Origin of the sequence: Enterobacter soli ATCC BAA-2102, from assembly GCF_001654845.1 — a bacterium.
Lineage (GTDB): Bacteria > Pseudomonadota > Gammaproteobacteria > Enterobacterales > Enterobacteriaceae > Enterobacter > Enterobacter soli.
Genome location: NZ_LXES01000009.1, coordinates 89,872 through 116,045, shown reverse-complemented (window position 1 = coordinate 116,045; position 26,174 = coordinate 89,872). Strand labels below are relative to the sequence as shown.

The 26,174-nt window shown below is 53.6% G+C and carries 24 protein-coding genes; 14 read left to right on the top strand and 10 right to left on the bottom strand.

What is annotated here, in order from left to right; genetic code table 11:
* Positions 1 to 4: 4 nt before the first annotated feature.
* From accB to acuI, 5 genes are all read right to left on the bottom strand, one after another.
* Entirely contained in the window at positions 5 to 469 is a 465-nt protein-coding gene (gene accB, locus M987_RS03260) for an acetyl-CoA carboxylase biotin carboxyl carrier protein (protein ID WP_014072004.1), read from the bottom strand.
* A gap of 21 nt (positions 470 to 490) precedes the next feature.
* Positions 491 to 943 carry a type II 3-dehydroquinate dehydratase gene (aroQ, locus tag M987_RS03255; protein WP_014072003.1) on the bottom strand — a complete coding sequence of 151 codons (453 nt, stop codon included), beginning with the start codon at positions 941 to 943 and terminating at the stop codon, positions 491 to 493.
* Positions 944 to 1,177: 234 nt separating this feature from the next.
* Entirely contained in the window at positions 1,178 to 1,777 is a 600-nt protein-coding gene (msrQ, locus tag M987_RS03250) for a protein-methionine-sulfoxide reductase heme-binding subunit MsrQ (protein ID WP_014072002.1), read from the bottom strand.
* A complete protein-coding gene (msrP, locus tag M987_RS03245; RefSeq protein WP_014072001.1) occupies positions 1,778 to 2,779 on the bottom strand; it encodes a protein-methionine-sulfoxide reductase catalytic subunit MsrP in 1,002 nt (333 codons plus the stop codon).
* 77 nt (positions 2,780 to 2,856) lie between these two features.
* Entirely contained in the window at positions 2,857 to 3,831 is a 975-nt protein-coding gene (gene acuI / locus M987_RS03240; protein ID WP_014072000.1) for an acrylyl-CoA reductase (NADPH), read from the bottom strand.
* Positions 3,832 to 4,014: 183 nt separating this feature from the next.
* Here acuI and csrD point away from each other — a divergent pair, with 183 nt between their 5' ends.
* The 8 genes from csrD to tldD all read left to right on the top strand — a co-directional run bounded on the left by csrD (position 4,015) and on the right by tldD (position 16,284).
* Positions 4,015 to 5,955: an RNase E specificity factor CsrD gene (gene csrD / locus M987_RS03235; RefSeq protein ID WP_014071999.1), complete on the top strand. Its 1,941-nt coding sequence runs from the start codon at positions 4,015 to 4,017 to the stop codon at positions 5,953 to 5,955.
* Positions 5,956 to 6,235: 280 nt separating this feature from the next.
* Positions 6,236 to 7,279 (top strand): rod shape-determining protein MreB, encoded by a 1,044-nt coding sequence (gene mreB, locus M987_RS03230; RefSeq protein ID WP_000913396.1) that lies wholly within the window; start codon positions 6,236 to 6,238, stop codon positions 7,277 to 7,279.
* Between the two features lie 62 nt (positions 7,280 to 7,341).
* Positions 7,342 to 8,358: a rod shape-determining protein MreC gene (gene mreC / locus M987_RS03225; protein WP_014071998.1), complete on the top strand. Its 1,017-nt coding sequence runs from the start codon at positions 7,342 to 7,344 to the stop codon at positions 8,356 to 8,358.
* Positions 8,358 to 8,846 (top strand): rod shape-determining protein MreD, encoded by a 489-nt coding sequence (gene mreD, locus M987_RS03220; protein WP_014071997.1) that lies wholly within the window; start codon positions 8,358 to 8,360, stop codon positions 8,844 to 8,846. Before mreC ends, mreD begins: the two co-directional genes overlap by 1 nt.
* 9 nt (positions 8,847 to 8,855) lie before the next feature.
* Positions 8,856 to 9,449, top strand: a complete 594-nt coding sequence (locus M987_RS03215; RefSeq protein WP_014071996.1) for a Maf family protein — start codon at positions 8,856 to 8,858, stop codon at positions 9,447 to 9,449.
* Entirely contained in the window at positions 9,439 to 10,908 is a 1,470-nt protein-coding gene (gene rng, locus M987_RS03210) for a ribonuclease G (RefSeq protein WP_014071995.1), read from the top strand. Before M987_RS03215 ends, rng begins: the two co-directional genes overlap by 11 nt.
* 43 nt (positions 10,909 to 10,951) lie before the next feature.
* Positions 10,952 to 14,752, top strand: coding sequence for an AsmA2 domain-containing protein YhdP (gene yhdP / locus M987_RS03205; RefSeq protein ID WP_014071994.1), 3,801 nt, complete (start codon positions 10,952 to 10,954; stop codon positions 14,750 to 14,752).
* A gap of 86 nt (positions 14,753 to 14,838) precedes the next feature.
* A complete protein-coding gene (gene tldD, locus M987_RS03200) occupies positions 14,839 to 16,284 on the top strand; it encodes a metalloprotease TldD (RefSeq protein ID WP_014071993.1) in 1,446 nt (481 codons plus the stop codon).
* A 50-nt stretch (positions 16,285 to 16,334) separates the two neighbouring features.
* Here tldD and M987_RS03195 read toward each other — a convergent pair whose 3' ends face one another.
* Both M987_RS03195 and aaeR read right to left on the bottom strand, forming a co-directional pair.
* A complete protein-coding gene (locus tag M987_RS03195) occupies positions 16,335 to 16,949 on the bottom strand; it encodes a YagU family protein (RefSeq protein ID WP_014071992.1) in 615 nt (204 codons plus the stop codon).
* Between the two features lie 217 nt (positions 16,950 to 17,166).
* Positions 17,167 to 18,093, bottom strand: a complete 927-nt coding sequence (aaeR, locus tag M987_RS03190) for an HTH-type transcriptional activator AaeR (protein WP_014071991.1) — start codon at positions 18,091 to 18,093, stop codon at positions 17,167 to 17,169.
* Between the two features lie 179 nt (positions 18,094 to 18,272).
* On the opposite strand from aaeR, the gene aaeX reads away from it, so the two are divergent.
* From aaeX to M987_RS03165, 5 genes are all read left to right on the top strand, one after another.
* Positions 18,273 to 18,476: a p-hydroxybenzoic acid efflux pump operon protein AaeX gene (gene aaeX / locus M987_RS03185; protein WP_003860416.1), complete on the top strand. Its 204-nt coding sequence runs from the start codon at positions 18,273 to 18,275 to the stop codon at positions 18,474 to 18,476.
* Between the two features lie 7 nt (positions 18,477 to 18,483).
* Positions 18,484 to 19,416 carry a p-hydroxybenzoic acid efflux pump subunit AaeA gene (aaeA, locus tag M987_RS03180; RefSeq protein WP_014071990.1) on the top strand — a complete coding sequence of 311 codons (933 nt, stop codon included), beginning with the start codon at positions 18,484 to 18,486 and terminating at the stop codon, positions 19,414 to 19,416.
* A 5-nt stretch (positions 19,417 to 19,421) separates the two neighbouring features.
* Entirely contained in the window at positions 19,422 to 21,389 is a 1,968-nt protein-coding gene (gene aaeB, locus M987_RS03175) for a p-hydroxybenzoic acid efflux pump subunit AaeB (RefSeq protein ID WP_014071989.1), read from the top strand.
* Positions 21,390 to 21,477: 88 nt separating this feature from the next.
* Positions 21,478 to 22,932, top strand: a complete 1,455-nt coding sequence (locus M987_RS03170; protein WP_014071988.1) for an NAD-dependent succinate-semialdehyde dehydrogenase — start codon at positions 21,478 to 21,480, stop codon at positions 22,930 to 22,932.
* Positions 22,933 to 22,977: 45 nt separating this feature from the next.
* Positions 22,978 to 23,250: a barstar family protein gene (locus M987_RS03165; protein ID WP_014071987.1), complete on the top strand. Its 273-nt coding sequence runs from the start codon at positions 22,978 to 22,980 to the stop codon at positions 23,248 to 23,250.
* A gap of 67 nt (positions 23,251 to 23,317) precedes the next feature.
* On the opposite strand, the gene yhcN (M987_RS03160) is transcribed toward M987_RS03165, so the two are convergent.
* The 3 genes from yhcN (M987_RS03160) to argR all read right to left on the bottom strand — a co-directional run bounded on the left by yhcN (M987_RS03160) (position 23,318) and on the right by argR (position 24,803).
* A complete protein-coding gene (yhcN, locus tag M987_RS03160) occupies positions 23,318 to 23,584 on the bottom strand; it encodes a peroxide/acid stress response protein YhcN (RefSeq protein WP_014071986.1) in 267 nt (88 codons plus the stop codon).
* A 106-nt stretch (positions 23,585 to 23,690) separates the two neighbouring features.
* A complete protein-coding gene (gene yhcN, locus M987_RS03155; RefSeq protein ID WP_014071985.1) occupies positions 23,691 to 23,954 on the bottom strand; it encodes a peroxide/acid stress response protein YhcN in 264 nt (87 codons plus the stop codon).
* A 378-nt stretch (positions 23,955 to 24,332) separates the two neighbouring features.
* A complete protein-coding gene (gene argR, locus M987_RS03150) occupies positions 24,333 to 24,803 on the bottom strand; it encodes a transcriptional regulator ArgR (protein ID WP_003860428.1) in 471 nt (156 codons plus the stop codon).
* Between the two features lie 397 nt (positions 24,804 to 25,200).
* On the opposite strand from argR, the gene mdh reads away from it, so the two are divergent.
* On the top strand, positions 25,201 to 26,139 hold the full coding sequence (gene mdh, locus M987_RS03145) for a malate dehydrogenase (RefSeq protein ID WP_014071984.1): 939 nt from the start codon (positions 25,201 to 25,203) through the stop codon (positions 26,137 to 26,139).
* Positions 26,140 to 26,174: the final 35 nt, after the last annotated feature.

The following is a 26,174-nucleotide window of genomic DNA, read 5'->3' as shown; positions in this document are numbered from 1 at the left end:
CTCGTTACTCGATGACGACCAGCGGCTCGTCGAATTCAACCGGCTGACCACTTTCGACCAGAATCGCTTTCACAGTACCTGACTTGTCTGCTTCGATCTGGTTCATCATTTTCATGGCTTCAACGATGCACAGGGTATCGCCTACATTGACTTTCTGACCGATTTCGATGAACGCTTTCGCGTCCGGGCTCGGGGTGCGGTAGAAAGTACCAACCATTGGGGAACGTACGATGTGACCACTGATTTCTGCAGCTGCTGCAGGTGCGGCTTCTGCTGCTGGTGCAACGGCTGCGGCCAGCGCAGGCTGCTGCATCATCGGTGCAGCGTAAGCTTGCTGCATTACCGGGAAGCTAGCGGCTGGGGCTGCACGGCTGATGCGTACAGATTCTTCGCCTTCAGAAATTTCCAGTTCGGAGATGCCTGATTCTTCAACCAGCTCGATCAGTTTTTTAATCTTACGAATATCCATGAGTGGGTTCCGTACTCTTGTTTAGTGTGATTGTGACAAGCGTTTTACCGCTGTCTGTAAAGCGTATGAATAACCGTCCGCACCAAGTCCGCAGATAACGCCAGCGGCGATATCTGACAGATACGAATGGTGACGGAACGGCTCCCGCGCATGTACGTTGCTGAGGTGGATCTCGATGAACGGGATACTCACCGCAAGCAGCGCGTCACGGATAGCAACACTGGTGTGCGTAAACGCGGCCGGATTGATCAGGATATAGTCCACATTGTCTTTAGCCTGATGAATACGGTCGATGATTGCGTACTCCGCGTTTGACTGAAAATGATCCAAATCCACATTCAATGAGGCCGCTTCCGTCCCAAGACGGTTAACAATTTCACTCAATGTCAGGGTGCCGTACTTCTCTGGCTCACGGGTGCCGAGCATGTTTAAGTTCGGTCCGTTCAAAACTAAGATCTGGAACTTGTCAGCCATTGTGCTGCTATCTCCTGCGATTCTCCGGTAAAAAACAAAATATACCTTCGATGCGCGATTGTCACCTTTTCAGAGGCCTAAAACCCCTGTCAGGAAAACCAAGGTCGCACATTATAACGATTTCGTAGCATTTGGCAGCTAAATACTGGTCTTATCAGGGAAGATTATCAACCGCTATCCGAAAAAGAGTCGCGGCGGATAAGTAATCTGCGGGAAAACGCACAGTTTCGCGAACTATCTCATCCACTGGCGGAACTTCTTGTAACGCCACGCTAAAAGGGCCAGTGCGAGCAGGGCGTAGATGATGGGTTGCGGGGATAAAATCTTCACCGACCATAGGTAATGTATGGGAGCGAGGATCGCGACAAGATAGACGAAGTTGTGCAGCAATTGCCAACGCCTGCCCAGTTTCCGCTGCGCAAATTGCGTCGAGGTCAGCGTCAGTGCCAGCAAAATCAGCCAGCTGACAATACCTAACGTCAGATAAGGACGCGTAACCAGCTCACGACCCAGCAATGCCAGATTGTTAATACCCAGCTCAAGCAGCGCATAGCTGGTGAGGTGCAGCGTCGCCCAGGCAAAACACCATAGCCCTAAAAGCCGACGGGTACGTATCAATAATGGCTGTTTAGCGTAGCGCGCTAAAGGCGAAACCAGCAAGGTGGCCAGCAGAAATTTCAGAGCCATCCTACCGGTAAAGTGTTGAATATCCTTTGCCGGGTCGGCGCTGAAGTATCCGTGACTGGCTGCCCAAAACAGCCAGATAAAAGGAAGCAATCCCGCTAAGTGCAAAATGACCTTGAGCCAGGTTATCTGTTTTACGCTTAAACGCACTTAAAAATTCTCCCGTAAATTCAGGCCGCGATACAGAGAAGCGACCTCATCAGCATAGCCGTTAAACAGCAGCGTTGGCTGACGCTTAACGTCCAGTGCGCCGCCTGAGCCGATAAAACGTTCTGTGGCCTGTGACCAGCGAGGGTGATCCACATGCGGATTCACATTGGCAAAAAAACCGTACTCATCGGGTGCTGCCAGATTCCAGGTAGTAGGAGGGCGCTCGCGGGTGAGCTTAATACTGACAATCGATTTAATCCCTTTAAATCCGTATTTCCACGGCACGGTTAAGCGAATGGGTGCGCCGTTTTGTGGCGGAAGGGCTTTACCGTAAACACCCACCGTCAGCAGAGTGAGCGGATGCATGGCTTCATCGAGACGCAATCCTTCTACGTAAGGATAATCCAGCCCACCGCCGATAAACCGGTCCTTCTGGCCGGGCATCTCATCAGGTGAGTAGAGCGTCTGAAAAGCGACATATTTTGCATTGCTGGTGGGTTCTACCATCTCCAGCAGCTTATGCAGCGGGAATCCCACCCAGGGCACGACCATCGACCAGGCTTCGACACAGCGCATCCGGTAAATGCGTTCTTCCAGCGGGAAACGGGTGGTCAGATCGTGGTGATCCAGGGTCAGGGGCTTTGCGACCTCGCCGTCAATTTTCAACGTCCAGGGATCGGTTTTCATGCCGCCCGCGTTGGCTGCCGGGTCGGCCTTATCCAGACCAAACTCATAGAAGTTGTTGTAACCGGTGACTTTGTCTTCAGGTGTTAACGTGAGTTTGCTTTGCCATTCCGCCGGTTTGGTAAAGGTGAGTGGCGCACCGGAAGGGGCTTTCGGGCGATCGTTGCCTTTAAACCAGTCAAGCAGGTCAGCATGGGCTGCCGGTGAGAGCGTCAGGGCGGTTGCGCTGATGCCAAGCATTTTCAGGATCTGGCGGCGCTGTAACATAAAGACAGACTCGGACGTTACGTCGGCTTCCGTCAGTTTTCTGGTTTTCATGGCATCCTCCGTCATGCGTTTTTCTAAGCATGACGGAGGAGAAGGGTTAGCGCGAATATGTCACGAAAATTTGAAGATTAGACAATTTTCACCAGCGCGCGGCCGTGGAACTGGTTATCCATGATCTTACTGGCATATTCCGGTGCCTGGCTAAGGCTGATTTCCGTTGCGCTCTGGGCGTAGAACGATTCTGGCAGGTCACGCGACAGGCGTTCCCAGGCTTCTGCACGACGCGCCGCAGGGGTCATGACGGAATCCACCCCCTGTAAACGCACATTGCGCAGAATAAATGGCATGACGGTGGTTGGCAGGGCAAATCCACCCGCCAGGCCGCAGGCCGCTACACAACCGCCGTAGTTCATTTGCGCCAGCACTTTTGCCAGCACTTTGTCGCCCACGGTATCGACCGCACCAGCCCAGATCTGTTTTTCCAGCGGACGGGTTTCGGCAAATTCGTCACGTCCCAGAATACGGTTTGCGCCCAGTTGGCGCAGGTAGTCGTGGGTGCTTTCACGTCCTGTTACGGCAGCAACCTGGTAGCCTAATTTGTGCAGCAGCGTCACGGCAGTACTGCCCACGCCACCGCTGGCTCCGGTGACAACGATTTCACCAGACTCAGGACGAATACCGGCATCTTCCAGCGCCATCACGCAGAGCATGGCGGTAAAGCCTGCGGTGCCAATGATCATCGCTTTACGGCCATCCAGACCTGTCGGCATCGGCACCAGCCAGTCGCCTTTCACCCGGGCCTGCGCCGCCAGACCCCCCCAGTGGTTTTCGCCAACGCCCCAGCCGGTGAGCAGCACCTGCTGCCCAGCATGGAAGCGAGGATCTTCGCTCGTATGCACACGGCCCGCGAAATCGATACCTGGAACCATCGGGAAATTACGGATGATTTTGCCTTTGCCAGTGATGGCCAGCGCATCCTTATAATTCAGGCTGGACCAGTCGATGTCGACGGTTACGTCACCTTCCGGCAGACGGCTCTCTTCAATGGTTTGCACCGAGGCAAGCGTTTTGCCGTCCTGCTGTTCTAAGATCAAAGCCTGCATACAGGGTCCTCACTACGTATGATGATTGGAAAAAATTTTCTGAAGACTATACTCGCTCATTGAAAGCCAATGCCGATTTAACGCAATAAATTGCCAGATACACCAGGTTTGGTAGTATGCCGCATTTGAAATGCAAGTTAGCGCTTACTCGCTACCCCATCAACCCACGGAGTAATCTCAAGGATGCGATTAACGACGAAATTCTCGGCTTTTATCACGCTGCTGACGGGGCTCACCATCTTTGTCACGCTTATCGGCTGTTCCCTGAGTTTTTATAACGCCATTCAGGACAAGTTGGTAAACCGTATTCAGTCTGTGGCATCAGTTATTGATACGCGCCTGGTGACCACGCCACTGCCGACCCTGTCGCGTGAGCTGGATGAAATTATGGTACCGGTTGATATCGTCCAGATAGACATCCGCCAGGGGAATTCGCTCGTCTTCAGCCATGCCCGACAGGGAAGCTACCGTCCGGCAGGCATGATGAATCAGTATCGTGAAGTAACAGTCCACTCGCTTAAAAATCCAGGTATGACCATTAAACTGGTTTATCAGGATCCGATGGCAAATTACTTCCGCTCTTTAATGACCACCGCGCCGCTCACGCTGGCGGTCGGGTTTATTGTGTTGCTGATTTTTCTGGCCGTGCGCTGGCAGCGTCGTCAGCTTTCAGGGCAGGAATTGCTGGAAAATCGCTCGGTACGCATTTTAAATGGCGAACGTGGTCCGCAGGTTCGCGGGTCAATCTACGAATGGCCGTCGCGCACCAGCAGCGCTCTGGACGTGCTGCTTTCGGAGATCCAGTTTGCCAGCGATCAGCGCAGTCGGATGGATACACTGATTCGCTCTTACGCCGCGCAGGACAATAAAACCGGTCTGAATAACCGTCTCTTCTTTGATAATCAGCTGGCTACACTGCTGGATGATCCTGAAAAAGTGGGTACGCACGGGGTCGTGATGATGATCCGCCTGCCCGATTTTGATCTGCTGCGGGACAACTGGGGACGGGCCGTGGCGGAAGATAATCTCTTTGTCCTTATCAACCTGCTGTCGACCTTTATTATGCGCTATCCTGGCTCGCTGCTGGCGCGCTATCACCGCAGCGATTTTGCCGTGCTGTTGCCGCACCGCACGCTAAAAGAGTCGGAAAGTATTGCAGGTCAACTGCTTAAAGCTGTTGATGCCCTGCCGCAAAGTAAAATGCTCGACAGGGATGACATGGTCCATATTGGTATCTGCGCCTGGCGCGGCGGGCAATCGACTGAACAGGTCATGGAACATGCGGAAGCCGCTACCCGTAACGCTGTGTTGCAAGGAGCGAACGGGTGGGCCGTATATGATGATTCGCTGCCGGAAAAAGGGCGCGGGAATGTGCGCTGGCGGACGCTGATTGAGCAAATGCTGAGTCGCGGCGGGCCACGTATTTATCAAAAACCGGCGGTCATGAAAGACGGTCATGTACATCACCGTGAACTGATGTGCCGTATTTTCGACGGTACGGAAGAGGTGATTTCGGCAGAGTATCTGCCGATGGTGCTGCAATTTGGGTTATCAGAAGAGTACGACCGCCAGCAAATTACGCGGCTTATTCCTTTCTTAACGTTTTGGCCTGAGGAAAACCTGGCGTTACAGGTCACCGTCGAGTCTTTGATTCGCTCGCGTTTTCAGCGCTGGCTACGCGATGTATTAATGCAATGCGAAAAATCGCAACGCAAACGCATTATTTTTGAACTTGCTGAGGCGGATGTAGGTCAACACATCAGCCGGTTACGCCCGGTGGTACGTTTGATGAATGCGCTCGGCGCTCGTGTGGCGGTCACGCAGGCGGGCCTGACGCTGGTCAGCACCAGCTGGATCAAGGAACTGGATGTCGAATTATTGAAGCTTCATCCAGGGCTGGTAAGGAATATCGAAAAACGCACGGAAAATCAGCTTCTGGTTCAGAGCCTGGTTGAAGCGTGCAAAGGAACGCGAACACAAGTATTTGCCACCGGCGTGCGCTCCAGAGGCGAATGGCAGATGTTGACAGAGCGCGGTGTTGCGGGCGGTCAGGGCGATTTTTTTGCGTCCTCTCAGCCTCTTGACACCAATGTGAAAAAATATTTGCAAAGATACTCTGTTTGACCTGCCGTTTAATTTGTTTTCACGTAGAATATCGCGCCTGTAGCTTTGAGTATGACGAGCAAAAGCCAGTGAACGACCTTTGACTGGTTACAAATGAAAGTGAGGGACGCTACTGTTTACTCAGCCCTGATGGACTCAGGGGATGAATTTGTAACAAAGGAAACGTACTGCACTAATTTTCACCGTAGCAGACGATTTTTGCGCCTTGTCGCTGCTGCGTGTGGTTGGTAAAGTAAGCGGATTTTGTTTTCCGCCCCAGCTTTCAGGATTATCCCTTAGTATGTTGAAAAAATTTCGTGGCATGTTTTCCAATGACCTGTCCATTGACCTGGGTACCGCGAATACCCTTATTTATGTAAAAGGACAAGGCATCGTATTGAATGAGCCTTCCGTTGTGGCCATTCGTCAGGACCGTGCCGGCTCGCCAAAAAGCGTAGCTGCTGTGGGTCATGATGCGAAGCAGATGCTGGGTCGTACCCCAGGCAACATCGCCGCGATCCGCCCAATGAAAGACGGTGTTATTGCTGACTTCTTCGTGACTGAAAAAATGCTTCAGCACTTCATCAAGCAGGTTCACAGCAACAGCTTCATGCGTCCAAGCCCGCGTGTTCTGGTGTGTGTGCCCGTTGGTGCAACGCAGGTAGAACGTCGTGCAATCCGTGAATCCGCTCAGGGTGCTGGTGCGCGTGAAGTGTTCCTGATTGAAGAGCCAATGGCTGCGGCAATCGGTGCGGGTCTGCCTGTGTCTGAAGCGACCGGTTCTATGGTGGTTGATATCGGTGGTGGTACCACTGAAGTGGCCGTTATCTCCCTGAACGGTGTGGTTTATTCCTCTTCCGTACGTATCGGTGGTGACCGCTTCGACGAAGCCATTATTAATTATGTGCGCCGTAACTACGGCTCTCTGATCGGTGAAGCCACCGCAGAGCGTATCAAGCACGAAATCGGTTCTGCTTACCCAGGTGACGAAGTTCGCGAAATCGAAGTTCGTGGTCGTAACCTGGCTGAAGGCGTTCCACGTGGCTTTACCCTGAACTCCAACGAAATCCTCGAAGCGCTGCAAGAGCCGCTGACCGGTATCGTGAGCGCGGTAATGGTTGCCCTGGAACAGTGCCCACCAGAACTGGCTTCTGACATCTCAGAGCGCGGTATGGTGCTGACCGGTGGTGGTGCGCTGCTGCGTAACCTCGACCGCCTGTTAATGGAAGAGACAGGTATTCCTGTCGTAGTTGCAGAAGATCCACTGACTTGCGTCGCCCGTGGTGGTGGCAAGGCGCTGGAAATGATCGACATGCACGGCGGCGACTTGTTCAGCGAAGAGTAGTCGGTTGTGAAAGGGTAGCGAATGGCTACCCTTTCTCTCTGACGCGAGAATACGCATAGCCTATGAAGCCAATTTTTAGCCGTGGCCCATCGCTACAGTTTCGCCTGATCCTGGCGGTTCTGGTGGCGCTTGGTGTCATTATTGCCGATAGCCGCCTCGGTACGTTCAGCCAAATCAGAACGTACATGGATACCGCCGTCAGTCCTTTCTACTTTGTATCAAATGGTCCCCGTGAATTACTCGACTCCGTTTCTCAAACGCTGTCTTCACGTGACCAGCTCGAACTTGAAAACCGGGCGTTACGTCAGGAACTGCTGCTGAAAAATAGCGAGCTGTTGATGCTTGGGCAATATAAGCAGGAAAACGCGCGTCTGCGTGAACTGCTTGGCTCGCCGCTGCGTCAGGACGAGCAGAAAATGGTGACCCAGGTTATCTCCACCGTAAACGATCCTTACAGCGATCAGGTGGTGATCGACAAAGGTAGCGTCAACGGGGTTTATGAAGGCCAGCCTGTCATCAGTGATAAAGGTGTTGTCGGCCAGGTTGTGGCGGTCGCGAAACTGACCAGCCGCGTTCTGCTGATTTGCGATGCAACCCATGCACTGCCGATTCAGGTACTGCGTAACGACATCCGTGTGATCGCGGCCGGTAACGGCTGTACGGACGATCTGCAACTGGAACACCTGCCAGCCAATACGGATATTCGTGTGGGCGATGTGCTGGTGACATCCGGCCTTGGCGGACGATTCCCTGAAGGTTATCCGGTAGGGGTGGTCTCGTCTGTGAAGCTGGATACTCAGCGTGCTTACACCGTGATTCAGGCTCGTCCAACGGCCGGTTTACAGCGTTTGCGCTATTTGCTGCTGCTGTGGGGCGCCGATCGTAACGGCACTAACCCGATGACCCCGGAAGAGGTTCACCGTGTTGCGAATGAACGCCTGATGCAAATGATGCCGCAGGTGCTTCCGCCAGCAGACTCTATGGGGCCACCTGCGCCAGTCCCTGCTCCTGCTACGGGATTAACGCAGCCTCCGCCGGATGCGCCACCGCCACCACGACTCTCCCAGGGAGGGCAGTAGTGGCAAGTTATCGTAGCCAGGGACGCTGGGTTATCTGGCTCTCGTTTCTCATAGCACTGTTGCTGCAAATTATGCCCTGGCCGGACGACATCCTTGTCTTCCGGCCAAACTGGGTATTGCTCATTTTGCTCTACTGGATCCTGGCCCTGCCGCACCGCGTAAATGTCGGCACAGGTTTTGTGATGGGTGCCATACTGGATCTCATTAGTGGCTCTACGCTTGGCGTGCGCGCCTTATCCATGAGCATTATTGCGTACCTCGTCGCACTCAAATTCCAGCTCTTTCGTAACCTCGCGCTCTGGCAACAGGCGCTGGTGGTGATGTTGTTGTCGCTTGCTGCGGATATCGTTGTTTTCTGGGCAGAGTTTTTAGTGATCAATGTCTCTTTCCGACCGGAAGTGTTCTGGAGTAGTGTAGTGAATGGTGTGCTCTGGCCGTGGCTGTTCCTGCTGATGCGTAAAGTTCGTCAGCAGTTTGCCGTGCAATAAAAGGTTTCTATGACGTCTGTATATCTTGCCTCTGGTTCACCGCGTCGTCAGGAGTTGCTCACGCAATTGGGCGTCTCCTTTGAACGCATCGTTACCGGCATTGAAGAAAAACGTGCTGAGGGTGAAAGCGCCCAGCAGTATGTTTCCCGCCTGGCACGTGAAAAAGCGCGTGCTGGTGTGGCGCTTGTGCCGCGTGATTTACCGGTGCTGGGGGCAGATACCATCGTCATTCTAAACGGTGAAGTCCTTGAGAAACCCCGCGACGCAGAACATGCGGCGCGAATGCTGCGCAAGATGTCCGGACAAACTCACCAGGTGATGACCGCAGTGGCACTGGCTGATAGCCAGGACGTACTGGATTGCCTGGTGGTCACGGACGTCACGTTCAGAGTGCTTACCGACGACGAGATCGCCGCGTATATCGCCAGCGGTGAACCAATGGATAAAGCAGGTGCATACGGTATTCAAGGGCTGGGTGGCTGTTTTGTCAGGAAGATTAATGGCAGCTATCACGCCGTAGTCGGCTTACCGCTGGTGGAAACGTATGAGTTGCTGAGCAATTTTAACTCACTGCGTGAGGGAAGGGATAATTATGACGGCTGAATTGTTGGTAAACGTAACGCCATCGGAAACCCGTGTGGCCTACATTGATGGTGGCATTCTTCAGGAAATTCATATTGAGCGTGAAGCGCGGCGCGGAATAGTAGGCAATATCTACAAAGGTCGTGTCAGTCGTGTACTACCGGGTATGCAGGCGGCTTTTGTAGATATTGGACTGGATAAGGCGGCATTTTTACATGCCTCCGATATCATGCCGCACACCGAGTGCGTTGCAGGCGAAGAGCAAAAACAGTTTGCCGTTCGCGACATCTCCGAGCTGGTGCGTCAGGGTCAGGATCTGATGGTGCAGGTGGTGAAAGATCCTCTGGGCACCAAAGGCGCACGCCTGACGACCGACATCACGCTTCCTTCCCGTTATCTGGTCTTTATGCCGGGTGCTTCGCACGTTGGTGTCTCGCAGCGCATTGAGAGCGAAAGCGAACGCGAACGCCTGAAAAAAGTGGTGAGCGCCTACTGCGACGAACAGGGCGGATTTATCATCCGTACTGCGGCAGAAGGGATCAGCGAAGAGGATCTGGCGTCTGATGCGGCCTACCTGAAACGCGTCTGGACCAAGGTGATGGAGCGTAAAAAACGCAACCAGACCCGTTATCAGCTGTACGGCGAACTGGCGCTCGCTCAGCGCGTATTACGTGACTTTGCCGATGCGCAGCTCGACAGAATTCGTGTTGACTCCCGCCTGACGTATGAAGCGCTGCTGGAGTTTACCGCCGAATATATCCCGGAAATGCCCGGTCTGCTGGAGCACTACTCCGGCCGCCAGCCGATTTTCGATCTCTATGACGTAGAGAACGAAATCCAGCGCGCGCTTGAGCGCAAGGTTGAGCTCAAATCGGGCGGTTATCTGATTATCGATCAGACCGAAGCCATGACCACGGTGGATATCAACACCGGAGCCTTTGTTGGCCATCGTAATCTGGATGACACCATTTTCAATACCAACATCGAAGCGACGCAGGCCATCGCGCGCCAGCTTCGTCTGCGGAATCTGGGCGGCATTATCATCATCGATTTTATCGATATGAATAATGAAGATCACCGCCGCCGCGTACTGCACTCGCTGGAGCAGGCGCTGAGTAAAGATCGCGTGAAAACCAGTATCAACGGCTTCTCACAGCTGGGTCTGGTGGAAATGACGCGTAAGCGTACCCGCGAAAGCGTAGAGCACGTGCTGTGTAATGAATGCCCGACCTGTCACGGCCGCGGCACCGTAAAGACGGTGGAGACTGTCTGTTACGAAATCATGCGTGAAGTTGTTCGTGTCCATCACGCCTACGACTCTGACCGTTTTCTGGTCTATGCTTCCCCTGCGGTGGCTGAGGCCCTCAAAGGTGAAGAGTCGCACGCGCTGGCGGAAGTAGAAATCTTTGTCGGCAAACAGGTTAAAGTGCAAATCGAGCCGCTCTATAACCAGGAGCAGTTTGACGTAGTCATGATGTAAGACGCAGTACGCTGCGAGACCAAAGGCTGACAAGGAGAGATGCGTGAGGCGATTGCCGGGGATTTTACTGCTTACAGGGGCAACGCTTGTCGTGATTGTCGCGTTGCTCGTGAGCGGGCTGCGCCTCGTTTTACCGCATCTGGACAGCTGGCGCCCGCAGGTGCTGGCGAAAATCGAATCCGCCACCGGCGTGCCGGTGGACGTGAGCCAGGTTAGCGCCAACTGGCAAAACTTTGGCCCGACGCTCGATGTGCGGGATATCAATGCCAGCCTGAAAGATGGCGGCTATCTGAAAATCAAACGTGTGACTCTGGCGCTGGATGTCTGGCAAAGCTTGCTGCATCTTCGCTGGCAGTTTCGCGATCTCACCTTTTATCAGCTCCAGTTTCTGACCAACACCCCACTGCGCAGCGGCGACAGTAGCCAGGGTATCGAAACCAACCGGATAAGCGATCTCTTCCTGCGCCAGTTCGATCATTTCGATCTGCGCGACAGCGAAGTGAGCTTCATTACGCTCTCTGGCCAGCGCGCTGAGCTGGCCATTCCACAGCTGACCTGGCTTAACGGCAAAGACCGACATCGCGCCGAAGGGCAGGTTAACCTCTCCAGCCTGAACGGGCAGCACGGCGTGATGCAGGTGCGGATGGATCTGCGCGATGACAATGGTCTGCTGAACAATGGCAAGGTCTGGCTGCAAGCCGATGATGTGGATGTGAAGCCCTGGCTGGGCGACTGGTTACAGCAAAACATGCAGCTGGAAACCGCCCGTTTTAGCCTGGAAGGCTGGATGACGCTGACCAAAGGCGAATTCGCCAGCGGTGATATCTGGCTGAAGCAGGGGGGCGGGAGCTGGAAAGGGGAAAACCAGCAGCATCAGCTATCCGTTGATAACCTGACCGCACACGTCACCAAAGTACAGAACGGCTGGCAATTCGTTATCCCGGATACACGCATCACCATGGACAGCAAACCCTGGCCGCGTGGCGCGCTGGCGCTGGCCTGGATACCCGAGCAGGATGTTGGCGGGACAAGCAGTAAACGTAGCGATGAGTTACGCATCCGCGCCAGCAATCTGGATCTGGCCGCAGTCGAAGGGCTGCGTTCAATGGCGGCCAAACTCTCTCCTGATTTGGGTGACATCTGGCTGGCAACACAGCCAAGCGGGCAGATAGAGGCGCTGGCGCTGGATATCCCCTTACAGGCCACAGAAAAAACCCGTTTCCAGGCGACATGGAAAGACCTGGCCTGGAAACAGTGGAAACTGCTGCCAGGCGCGCAGCACTTTAGCGGCAAGCTGGAAGGTAGCGTTGAGGACGGCAGGCTGACGGCAGAAATGACCGACGCCAAAATGCCATACGAAACGGTATTCCGCGCCCCGCTGGAGATAGAAAAAGGCACCGCCACGCTTAACTGGCTCAAAAATGATAACGGCTTCCAGCTGGATGGACGCAATATTGATGTGAAAGCCAAAGCGGTACATGCCCGCGGTGACTTCCGTTATTTGCAGCCGGAGGGTGATGAACCCTGGCTCGGCATCCTGGCCGGTATTAGCACTGACGATGGCTCTCAGGCCTGGCGCTATTTCCCGGAAAACCTGATGGGCAAAGAGCTGGTGGATTACCTGAGCGGCGCGATCCAGGGCGGCCAGGCCGATAACGCCACGCTGGTGTATGGCGGCAACCCGCATCTTTTCCCGTACAAACATAATGAAGGGCAGTTCCAGGTGCTGGTGCCTTTGCACAACGCCACCTTTGCCTTCCAGCCGAACTGGCCTGCGCTGAAAAACCTCGATATTGAGCTTAACTTCCTCAATGACGGGCTGTGGATGAAGTCGGCAAGCGTTGGGCTTGGAGGCGTTACCGCCAGCAACCTGACGGCGAACATCCCGGACTATTCGAAAGAAAAACTGCTCATTGATGCGGATATCAACGGTCCAGGTAAAGCCGTTGGTCCTTACTTTGAAGAGACGCCGCTGAAAGAGTCCCTGGCCGCTACCCTTCAGGAGTTGCAACTTGATGGCGATGTGAATGCTCGCTTACATCTGGACATCCCGCTGGACGGGAAGATGACCACCGCCAAAGGCGACGTCCGGCTTAACAACAACAGCCTGTTTATCAAACCGCTTAATAGCACGCTGAAAAACCTCACCGGGCAGTTCAGCTTTGAGAACGGCAATCTGAAGAGTGATCCGCTGAAGGCGAGCTGGTTCAATCAGCCGGTTAACATTGATTTTTCGACCACTGAGGGTGAAAAAGCCTATCAGGTGGCCGTCAATATGGACGCCAGCTGGCAGCCATCCCGCATGGACGTGTTACCAAAGCCGATTGCGGGCGCCATCAACGGCGCAGTGTCCTGGAAGGGTAAGGTTGGCATTGAGCTGCCGTATCACGCCAGCGCGCGGTATAACGTCGACATTACCGGCGACCTGAAAAACCTCAGCAGTGACCTTCCGGCGCCGCTGAATAAGAAAGCCGGCCAGTCGCTGCCGGTGAAGCTTAACGTGGATGGCAACCTGAACAGCTTTGAGCTGACTGGCAATGCGAACGGCACGAATCACTTTAATAGCCGCTGGCTGCTGAACCGCAAGCTTACCCTTGATAAAGCCATCTGGACCACGGACAGCCGCACCATCCCGCCATTGCCGGAACAATCAGGCATCGAGCTGAATCTGCCGCCGATGGATGGCGCTGAATGGCTGGCTCTGTTCCAGAAAGGTGTCGGGCAAAATGTCGACGACGCTGCGCAATTCCCGCAAACCGTTACCCTGCGCACCCCGGCGCTGACGATGGCCGGGCAGCAGTGGAATAACCTCAGCATTGTCTCGCAGCCCACGGCGACTGGCTCGAAAGTCGAGGCGCAGGGCAGAGAGATCAACGGCACACTCACCCTGCGTAATCATGCGCCATGGCAAGCGGCGATCCGCTACCTCTACTACAACCCGGTGACTGCGTCCGGGAAAGATCAGTCAGCAAACTCGTCGCCGTTCAGCAGCACTGCGCGTGTGGATTTCAGCGGCTGGCCCGATCTGCAACTGCGCTGCGCCGAGTGCTGGTTGTGGGGACAAAAGTATGGCCGTATCGACGCTGATTTAGCGATTCAGGGAAATACGTTAAGTCTTTCCGGCGGTCTGGTGGATACCGGTTTTGGGCGCCTGACGGCAGAGGGCGAATGGGTGAATAACCCAGGCGAACAGCGTACATCCCTCAAGGGGCAAATTAAGGGGAACAAACTGGATGCGGCGGCCAACTTCTTTGGTATCAGTACTCCGCTGCGTGGTTCCTCGTTTGACGTGAACTATGATTTGCACTGGCGTGCAGCGCCGTGGAAACCAGACGAAGCTTCCCTGAACGGCATCCTGAAAACCAACTTTGGTAAAGGGGAGATCGCAGATGTCAGCACCGGCCATGCAGGGCAGATCCTGCGCCTGCTGAGCTTTGATGCCCTGCTGCGTAAGCTGCGTTTCGATTTCAGCGATACCTTCAGCGAAGGTTTCTACTATGATTCCATCCGCAGTACGGCCTGGATCAAAGATGGTGTGCTGCACACGGACGACACGCTGGTGGATGGCCTGGAAGCTGATATCGCCATGAAAGGTTCGGTGGATCTCGTTCGCCGCGAGCTGAATATGGAGGCCGTGGTTGCACCAGAGATCTCCGCAACCGTAGGCGTTGCGACGGCATTCGTGGTGAACCCTATTATCGGCGCGGCGGTGTTTGCAGCCAGTAAAGTGCTGGGGCCGCTGTGGAGTAAAGTCTCTATTCTGCGTTACCGTATTACGGGCCCGGTTGATAAGCCGCAGATTAATGAAGTGCTGCGCCAGCCGCGCAAAGATGCACAGCAATGATTTGACGAAGGCACTTAATTGCCTCACTCTCAACTGATAAGAATTTATTTACCGCCTTTTGGCGGCAACGAACGAGTAGCAAAACGATGAGTCTGAACCTGGTAAGTGAACATCTGCTGGCAGCGAACGGCCTGAGCCATCAGGACCTGTTTTCCATTCTTGGTCAACTGACCGAACGCCGACTCGACTACGGCGATCTTTACTTTCAGTCGAGCTATCACGAATCCTGGGTTTTAGAAGACAGCATCATTAAAGATGGCTCTTATAACATCGACCAGGGCGTTGGTGTGCGTGCCGTCAGCGGTGAGAAGACCGGTTTTGCGTATGCGGATCAGATAAGCCTGGCTGCGCTGGAGCAAAGCGCGCAAGCCGCGCGTACCATCGTGCGTGACACTGGCGATGGCCGGGTAAAAACGCTGGGTGAAGTACAGCACTCCCCGCTGTATACCAGCATCGATCCACTGCAAAGCATGAGCCGCGAAGAGAAGCTGGATATTCTGCGCCGCGTGGACAAAGTGGCTCGCGCCGCCGATAAACGTGTACAGGAAGTGTCTGCCAGCCTGAGCGGCGTCTATGAATTAATCCTGGTTGCCGCGACTGACGGCACCCTGGCAGCGGACGTGCGTCCGCTTGTGCGTCTTTCCATTAGCGTGCAGGTCGATGACGACGGCAAACGTGAGCGCGGCTCAAGCGGCGGCGGCGGTCGTTTCGGTTATGACTGGTTCCTGGGCGATGTTGACGGTGAAACACGCGCTGACGCATGGGCCAAAGAAGCCGTGCGCATGGCGCTGGTGAATCTGAATGCCGTTGCTGCGCCTGCCGGGACATTCCCGGTAGTGCTGGGGGCTGGCTGGCCGGGCGTGCTGCTGCATGAAGCCGTGGGTCACGGTCTGGAAGGCGACTTTAACCGCCGTGGCACTTCCGTATTCAGTGGCCAGATGGGGCTACTCGTCTCGTCTGAGCTTTGCACTGTGGTCGATGACGGCACGATGCGCGATCGCCGCGGCTCTGTGGCTATCGACGATGAAGGTACGCCGGGCCAGTACAACGTGCTTATCGAAAACGGTGTGCTGAAAGGCTACATGCAGGACAAACTGAACGCGCGCCTGATGGGTGTTGCGCCAACCGGTAACGGCCGTCGCGAGTCTTATGCGCACCTGCCGATGCCGCGTATGACCAACACCTACATGCTGCCGGGCAAATCCACACCGCAGGAGATTATCGAATCTGTTGATTACGGTATCTTCGCGCCAAACTTTGGCGGCGGCCAGGTGGATATCACCTCCGGTAAATTTGTCTTCTCCACCTCAGAAGCGTATCTGATTGAGAAAGGTAAAGTGACCAAAGCCGTGAAGGGCGCAACCCTGATTGGCTCCGGCATTGAAGCCATGCAGCAGATTTCGATGGTGGGTAACGATCTGAAGCTGGATAACGGCGTGGGCGTCTGCGGTAAAGAAGGTCAGAGCCTGCCGGTTGGCGTAGGCCAGCCAACGCTGAAAGTGGACAGCCTGACGGTGGGCGGCACAGCCTGACCTGACCCGACATGAAAAATGGCGCTACTCTGTGGGTAGCGCCATTTATTTTAACGTAAGTTTCCGCGCGGGAACTCAGGGTCGGGCTCGTGAGTGATACGGTTACGTAAATCACGGCGAATAATTTCAATCGACCAGAACCAGATCAGATGCCCCACGATCTCCGAAACGTGCTCATACCAGGGGAGTTCGAAAAGCGGTGGGGTCAGCCCCATCAGCGGGAACGAGATCATGTGGACAAAAAGCTGCGCTAGTGCACCGGCGAGCAGGCCTTGCCAGAGTTTAATTTTTGGGAAGACTTCTGCAACTATGCAATAACCTACGGCGAAGACGATAGAGAAGATAATATGCGTGACGCCAACCCAGTTAAATATATGCCCGGCAAATGTGTAAACCGCCGCGTTAGGATCAACAACACCCAGCCAGTCGCGTAAAAATATATAAGGAGGATTTAAAAAGTTGCGAGAGCAATCAATCTGACTCGCTGCTCTTATTAATTGCTCTGGCCCACATGCACCGCTGAATAAATCGGTGGGGCTACGCGGGGGAAGGGGCACTTCGGCTCCCCATTTGACGAACGCGGAGACAATCCCTGCGATCAGCCCAATGAACGCAGCAAGCCCGTAGCGCCTGCGTGAAGGCGGTGTTTGTTCAAATAGATTCATTTCTGGTCCTTGTTTAAATAATCCTGAAAATTATATTTTTATTATTCATATTGGTAACAAAAAAATAACAGTCTGAATGTCAGACTGCTTACACGGTAAATGTCGGGTGGTGGCGGTGTCAATTCGCTATTCTTGATAGTAAGGCGGGAAAATTCCTGAAATGCGGCGGGGGAATCCCGGAAATATTCATGCCAAATATTCTTCCGGGATTTAATTATTACTCTTTGCGTCTTCCCCGCATTCCCTGAAACAGCTCCGCCACTTCCACAAAATACTCCGTCAGATAGTTAATACACACCTGCACTTTCAGCGGCAGCTTGTCTTTTTCGGTGTACAGGGCATACACCGGACGTGGGTCGGACTGATAGCGCGGGAACAGGATCTCCAGTACTCCGCTGTTGATCTCGTTGATCACCCACATCAGGGGCACGTAGGCGATCCCGGCACCTGCAACCAGCCAGCGCGAGATGGTCATCGGATCGTTGGTGACAAACCGCCCTTCCGGCAGCAGTTTGGTTGAAAGGCCTTCCGGAGCAATCAACTCGAATTCGTTGTCCGGGCGGACGCTGTACTCCAGCCATGAATGGTTGCTGAGGTCGGCGGGTTTTTCCGGGACGCCATACTGGGCCAGGTAGCTCTTTGAGGCGCAGACCACCATAGGCATACTCCCCAGGCGGCGGGAAAAGAGGCTGGAATCCTGCAACGCACCGACGCGGATCACCACATCTAGCCCGTCGGCGATCAGATCCGGCGCGGGGATCCCGGTGACCAGATTTACCGTTAATCCGGGGTACTCTTTGAGCATTTCAGCTGTCATGCCAGCGAGTACATTTTGTGCCATAGTTGAAGAACAACCGATGCGCAGCGTACCGATGGGCGTGTTGTTAAAGGCATAGAGCTGTTCGTGCACTTCCTGCACTTCCTGCAACATGCGACGGCAACCCTGGTAGTAAATTTTGCCCGCTTCCGTCAGCCCAATGCTGCGAGTGCTCCGGTTCAACAGTTTTACCTGTAGCTCATCTTCCAGTTTCGAAACCGTCTGGCTGATGGAAGAGACGCTCATCTGGAGCTGTCTGGCAGCGGCAGTAAAGGAGCCAAGTTCGACCACTTTGGCGAAGACCGACATGCGTTTTAAACGTTCCATTGTTCACTCTGGCTTAAAAGTGATTTAGATCACATATTATAGATAACAGCATAACAGTTACGTTAATATATTATTAATTACATAACGGCTACGCCACTCTCGCCCAGCTTTTCTTGCTCTCCTGCGGTGGCGTGTGCTTAAAAATTCTGTAGCCTGCACTCTCTCTAATCAAGGTCAACATGAGTCTGTTTCCCGTTATCGTGGTGTTCGGTTTGTCGTTCCCACCGATATTCTTCGAACTTCTTTTATCACTGGCGATCTTCTGGCTGGTGCGCAAGGTGCTGGTTCCTACCGGGATCTACGATTTCGTCTGGCATCCTGCATTGTTTAATACCGCGCTGTATTGCTGCCTGTTTTATCTAATATCGCGCATGTTTGTCTGAGGTCGATGTGAAAACGCTAACAAGAAAAATCTCCCGCACCGCCATCACCATGGCGCTGGTTATCCTCGCGTTCATCGCTATTTTTCGCGCCTGGGTCTATTACACCGAATCACCGTGGACGCGCGATGCGCGCTTTAGTGCCGATGTGGTGGCGATAGCACCAGATGTCGCCGGTCTTATCACTGCGGTGAACGTACACGATAACCAGCTGGTGAAAAAGGATCAGGTACTGTTCACCATCGACCAGCCACGTTATCAAAAAGCCTTAGAAGAGGCTGAAGCCGACGTAGCCTACTACCAGGCACTGGCGGCTGAAAAACGTCGTGAAGCCGGACGCCGCAACCAGTTAGGTGTTCAGGCTATGTCTCGTGAAGAGATTGACCAGTCCAATAACGTGCTGCAAACCGTGCTGCATCAACTGGCCAAATCTGAAGCAACGCGCGATCTGGCGAAGCTCGATCTGGAGCGTACCGTGATCCGTGCGCCCTCTGACGGCTGGGTGACAAACCTGAATGTTTATACCGGTGAGTTTATTACCCGGGGTTCCACCGCGGTCGCGCTGGTGAAGCAAAACTCATTCTACGTACTTGCCTATATGGAAGAAACCAAGCTTGAGGGCGTGCGTCCGGGGTATCGTGCAGAAATTACTCCGCTTGGCAGTAACCGCGTGCTGAAAGGAACGGTGGACAGCGTAGCAGCGGGTGTCACTAACTCCAGCAGCACCAACGACACGAAAGGCATGGCTACCGTTGATTCCAATCTTGAGTGGGTGCGTCTGGCGCAGCGTGTGCCGGTGCGTATTCATCTGGATGAGCAGCAGGGGAACCTGTGGCCTGCGGGGACAACCGCCACGGTGGTGATTACCGGCGAAAAAGACCGGGATGCCAGCCAGGATTCTATCTTCCGTAAAATCGCACATCGCCTGCGTGAGTTTGGTTAATCGCTATGGGCATCTTCTCCATCGCCAGCCAGCACATCCGCTTCGCCGTGAAGCTGGCATGTGCCATTGTGCTGGCGCTGTTTGTCGGCTTTCACTTCCAGCTGGAAACACCCCGCTGGGCTGTGCTGACGGCGGCGATTGTGGCCGCCGGCCCGGCATTTGCTGCGGGCGGTGAACCTTACTCGGGCGCTATCCGCTACCGCGGGATGTTGCGTATCGTCGGGACGTTCATCGGCTGTATTGCGGCGCTAACGATCATCATTCTGATGATCCGCACGCCTCTGCTGATGCTGATGGTGTGTTGTATCTGGGCCGGTTTCTGTACCTGGATCTCTTCCCTTGTGAAGGTGGAAAACTCTTACGCCTGGGGGCTTTCGGGTTATACCGCGCTGATCATCATCATCACTATTCAGACCGATCCGCTGCTCGCACCGCAATTTGCAGTGGAGCGTTGTAGTGAAATCGTCATTGGTATTGTCTGCGCCATTGTAGCCGACCTGCTTTTCTCGCCTCGTTCAATCAAACAAGAAGTCGATATTGAGCTGGATTCGCTGCTGGTTGCGCAGTATCAACTGATGCAGCTGTGCATTAAGCATGGCGACAGCGAAGTGGTTGATAAAGCCTGGAGCGGGCTGGTGCGTCGCACGGCAGCTCTGGAAGGGATGCGCAGCAACCTGAACATGGAGTCATCCCGCTGGGCGCGTGCTAATCGCCGCCTGAAAGCCATCAATACGCTATCACTCACCCTGATAACCCAGGCGTGCGAAACCTATCTTATCCAGAACACGCGCCCGGAAGTGGTGACCGATACCTTCCGGGAGCTGTTTGATGAGCCGGTTGAAACGGTACAGGATGTCCACAAACAGCTTAAACGTATGCGTAGGGTCATCGCCTGGACGGGTGAACGCGATACGCCGGAGACAATCTATACCTGGGTTGGCGCGGCCACACGCTATCTGTTGCTCAAACGTGGCGTGATCAGCAACACCAAAATCAGCGCAACCGAAGAAGACGTCTTGCAAGGCGAAGTGGTTATCAAGCCGGAGTCTGCCGAGCGGCATCACGCGATGGTTAACTTCTGGCGTACAACGCTTGCCTGTATGCTTGGCACGCTGTTCTGGCTCTGGACGGGCTGGACTTCCGGTAGCGGTGCCATGGTGATGATTGCCGTTGTCACCTCGCTGGCAATGCGCCTGCCAAACCCACGGATGGTGGCGATTGATTTCCTGTACGGGACCATTGCCGCCTTGCCGATTGGCGCCTTCTATTTCCTGGTGATCATCCCTTCGACCCAGCAAAGTATGCTGCTGCTCTGTATTAGCCTGGCGGTACTGGCCTTCTTTATTGGTATTGAGGTACAGAAGCGCCGTATTGGTTCTCTGGGGGCGCTGGCGAGCACCATTAACATCATTGTGCTGGATAACCCAATGACCTTCCATTTCAGTCAGTTCCTCGACAGCGCGCTGGGGCAGTTGGTGGGCTGCTTCCTGGCGATGATGGTCATTCTGCTGGTACGCGATAACTCACAGGCGCGCACCGGCCGCGTGTTGTTAAATCAGTTTGTTTCGGCTGCGGTATCGTCTATGACCACCAACGCCGCGCGGCGTAAAGAGAACCACTTGCCCGCGCTGTATCAGCAGCTGTTTTTACTGCTGAATAAATTCCCTGGCGACATCGCCAAGTTCCGCCTGGCATTAACGATGATCATCGCGCACCAGCGTTTGCGAAATGCGCCAGTGCCGATCAACGACGATCTCTCAGCGTTTCACCGCCAGCTGCGCCGCACCGCCGATCATGTCATTTCAGCCTCCAGTGATGACAAACGCCGCCGCTACTTTAAGCAGCTGCTGGAAGAGCTGGATATTTACCAGGAGAAGCTGCGCATCTGGGAAGCGCCACCGCAGGTCACAGAGCCGGTAGAGCGATTGGTGTTTATGCTTCATCGCTACCAGAACGCGCTAACAGACAACTGATTACCTTAAAAAACCGACGCCAAAAGCGTCGGTTTTTTTGTGGCTATACTTAGTCTTGCAAGTTCTTAAACTCAGAAAGGGAGGACATATGACTACCCAGGCACTTCAGGACAATGCACTCTTTCAGACCGGTTATCTGGTAAATGGCGAATGGATAACGCTGACAACCACCTTTGATGTGCTCAACCCGGCAACGGGTGAGGTGATCGCCAAAGTCGCAAAAGCAGGAAAAAAAGAAACCGAAGACGCCATTGCGGCGGCGACCCGTGCTTTCCCCGCCTGGCGGGCGAAAACAGCGAAGGAGCGTTCGACGATCCTGTATCGCTGGTATGAACTGATTATTGAAAACAAAAGCTGGCTCGGGCGGTTAATGACCACCGAGCAGGGTAAGCCCCTCAAAGAGGCCGAGGGCGAAGTTGAGTATGCAGCAAGTTTTATCCAGTGGTTTGCTGAACAGGCTAAACGGGCGAACGGTGAGATTATCCCGCCGATCAAACCCGGCTCGCGCATTCTGGCTACCCGTGAACCTGTCGGTGTGGTGGCGGCGATTACGCCCTGGAACTTCCCGATGGCGATGCTGACGCGTAAGCTGGGTCCGGCGCTGGCCGCGGGATGCACTGGCGTGATCAAACCGGCTAATAACACGCCGCTAAGCGCCTTTGCTCTGTTGACGCTGGCAAAACAGGCGGGTGTGCCGGATGGTGTATTAAACGCCGTGGCAGGGAACACGCACGAAATCAGCGATGCGATTATGGCCAGCCACGATGTACGTAAAATTTCCTTCACCGGTTCGACTGCGGTAGGTAAAACGCTGGTACGCAACGCGGCCGAGACAATGAAAAAAGTCTCTATGGAGCTGGGCGGAAACGCGCCCTATATCGTCTTTGAAGATGCCGATATCGATGCCGCCGTGAAAGGTGCTATCGCCAACAAATTCCGTAATGCCGGGCAGGTTTGCGTCAGCGTAAACCGCTTCTATATTCAGGAAACCGTCTACGACCAGTTTGTGAACAAGCTTGCTGATGCCGTGAAAGCGCTGAAAGTCGGAAATGGGCTTGATGAGGGCGTTGTCGTGGGGCCGATGATTGAGCCTGCGGCGGTGAGTAAAGTGCGCGAGCATGTTGAAGATGCCGTTGCCAAAGGTGCAACCGTGCTGGCAGGCGGCAAGGCGCATCCTCTGGGCGGTAACTTCTGGACACCGACTGTTTTGGGTGATTGCCACGAAGATATGCTGCTTGCAGCAGAAGAGACATTTGGCCCGGTCGCTGCCTGCTTCCGCTTTACGTCAGAAGAGGAAGTCATTCAGCGCTCCAATAATACTCCCTTCGGCCTGGCAGCCTATTTCTATACCCAGAACCTGTCGCGCGTGTTCCGCGTTTCTCAGGCCATTGAAAGTGGCATGATCGGCATTAACGAATGCGCCGTCTCGACTGAGCTGGGACCTTTCGGCGGCGTTAAAGAGTCAGGGCTAGGCCGTGAAGGCTCTGTGTTGGGGCTGGAAGAGTTTCTGGAAGTCAAAACCCTGCATATTGGGGGATTATAATCGTCAGGGCGGCATCTGCCGCCCGCCTGGACCGGGTGGCTGGCAATGAAAACCTACACATTTGATTTTGACGAGATCGACAGTCAGGAAGACTTCTATCGTGACTTTATTCGGGTGTTTGACCTGGAGCGGGAAAGCGTCACCAATTTAGACACACTGTGGGATGTGGTTACCGGCAATCAGTTGCCATTACCGCTGGAAATCGAATTTATCCATCTGCCGGAAAAACTGCGCAGGCGTTTTGGTGCGCTGGTGTTGTTGTTCGATGAGGCTGAAGAAGAGCTTGAAGGGCAGTTGCGTTTTAACGCCCGGTATTGAATCACAGATAAAAAAAAGCCCCTGACCGGAGTCAGGGGCAAGTCGTATGATGAGATACGACGAGGGTTTATTTGTACAGTTCAGCCGTTGCGTGCCAGTGGTCACCTTCGTTCAGTTCGGTGATCCGATAGCTGCTGGCGCCTGCTTTTTCAGCTTTAGCGGCCAATTCCTGACGGATATCCATCGGAGAACCCGCTACCGCTGCAACAGATACGCTACCCATGGATTGCAGATTTTCTGCTTGTTCGGCATTCACCTGGTGAACTGCGGCGCTCGCGCCAAAAGAGAGAACAGAGGCCAGGCCAAGGGTTGCGATGATTAATTTAGTGTTCATAGTCATTACTCCTGAATCGTGTTTGCTTAACGGCGAGAAGGGTTAAACTGCTTTTTTTATGCCTGGTGCCGTTAAGGGAAATTATGTCTTCAGATATCAGCAATTCTTATTTGTACAGTTCAGCTGTTGCGTGCCAGTGGTCGCCAGTGCGGGCTTCAATGATGCGATAAGATGACGCGCCTTGTTCTTCCGCTTTTTTGTTCAGCATCGTGTTCATATCCATAGGCGAAGTGCTGATAGCACCTACGGAAACCGTACCGATTGCCTGGCGGGATTGCGCCTGATCTGCGTTGATGGAGTTGGCTGCGAAAGCACCGAATGACAGGACAGACAGAACGCTCAGAGCCGCTACAGTAGTTTTGATTTTCATGATTCTTTACCTCGTCGAATTTTTTTATTGGGGTCTTGTTTCGTGACCCTCATCACAAAATCAAGTATACACTAATAACGACAAAAATTAATACCATGCTAATTGTTTCGGTGGTAATTAAGTGTTAACCAACGTATTTTTTATAACCAAAATGTATAAAAATGGTCATTTTCTCGTCACGTTGTTTGGTTATGTCTAAAAAAATCATATGGATATGAGACTTTGATTTTTTGTGCGATTTGTTGATTTAGCATTCACCAAATGAATGTTTGAACGCGGTAAAACGCACTATTTGTCAAAGTGAAGAGTGGTACAAAGTAGGGTGAAACGAGGCGGGAGCAGGATGATCCCCGCAGCCAGCGGCCACGGGGAGAAGGGTTACAGCTCTTGTTCGAACAGCACCAGAATGGCTTCGTAGAGATCTTTTACAGAGAAGCCATTTGCCGGAGTGGTAAAGATGGTGTCATCGCCGGCAATGGTACCGAGGATGCCTTCCGCTTTACCTAAGGAGTCCAGCAGACGGGCAATCAGCTGTGCAGCGCCCGGGCTTGTGTGGATAACCACAACGGCATCGTTGTAGTCGATATCCAGCACCAGGTTTTTCAGTGGACTTGAGGTTGTTGGTACGCCCAGCTCAGCAGGCAGGCAGTAGACCATTTCCATTTTGGCATTACGCGTACGTACTGCGCCAAATTTGGTTAACATGCGGGAGACTTTCGACTGGTTAATGTTATCGAAGCCTTGTTCTTGCAACGCCTGAACAATTTCTCCCTGAGAACTGAATTTCTCTTCTTTGAGTAGCGCTTTAAACGCCTTCACTAATTCTTCTTGCTTAGACGAGCTTCGCATAAGTCACCCGGAATATGACGGTAGAAACAACATTATTATGCATGTGGATGAATTTTTATGCAAACTATCTGCCAGGTGTAAGGCTGAAATAATGTTATGAAAGGGAGTGATTTTATCAGATTTCGTTATCAGAAAACATGCCTGGGTCACGCCGCGCAAATAAGGTTAAAAGTAAATTAAATGTTATCAAATTGATGTTGTTTTGGTGGCGGGGCAGGGTGTATTGTAACCACCTCTTAATTCGTTGCCGCCTGCTGCCCGATAGCATTCTGGCGTTGGCGAAAGGCGAGTGACCTCAAATTCTTTAGCTACGAAAATTGAAATTATTGACTTGCTGAATTATGGTCGCCGCAACGGAGTTTCAGATACTTAAGTTAACCATAATAAGGAGTTTAGGATGAAAGTCGCAGTCCTCGGCGCTGCTGGTGGTATCGGCCAGGCGCTTGCCCTACTACTAAAAACCCAACTGCCTTCAGGCTCAGAACTCTCCCTGTATGATATTGCTCCGGTAACCCCAGGTGTGGCGGTTGACCTGAGCCACATCCCGACAGCTGTGAAAATCAAAGGCTTCTCCGGTGAAGATGCGCGTCCTGCCCTGCAAGGTGCTGACGTTGTGCTGATCTCTGCAGGTGTCGCACGTAAGCCAGGCATGGATCGTTCAGACCTGTTTAACGTCAACGCTGGCATCGTGAAAAACCTGGTACAACAGATCGCTGAAATCTGCCCGAAAGCGTGCGTAGGTATCATCACTAACCCAGTCAACACCACCGTGGCTATCGCAGCAGAAGTGCTGAAGAAAGCCGGTGTTTACGACAAGAACAAACTGTTCGGCGTGACTACGCTGGATATCATCCGTTCCAACACCTTTGTTGCTGAACTGAAAGGCAAACAGCCAACCGACATCGAAGTGCCGGTTATCGGTGGTCACTCAGGCGTGACGATTCTGCCTCTGCTGTCTCAGATCCCGGGTGTGAGTTTCACCGAGCAGGAAGTGGCTGACCTGACCAAACGTATCCAGAACGCAGGCACCGAAGTGGTGGAAGCGAAGGCGGGTGGCGGTTCTGCAACTCTGTCTATGGGCCAGGCGGCTGCACGTTTCGGTCTGTCTCTGGTTCGCGCTCTGCAAGGCGAGAAAAACGTGGTGGAATGCGCTTACGTTGAAGGCGACGGCGAACACGCACGCTTCTTCTCTCAGCCACTGCTGCTGGGCAAAAACGGTATCGAAGAACGTCAGTCTATTGGCAAACTGAGCGCGTTTGAACAGAACGCGATGGAAGGGATGCTGGATACGCTGAAGAAAGATATCACCCTGGGCGAAGAGTTCGTTAACAAGTAAAACGTCCTCCCCCTTGTAGGCCGGGTAAGCGTAAG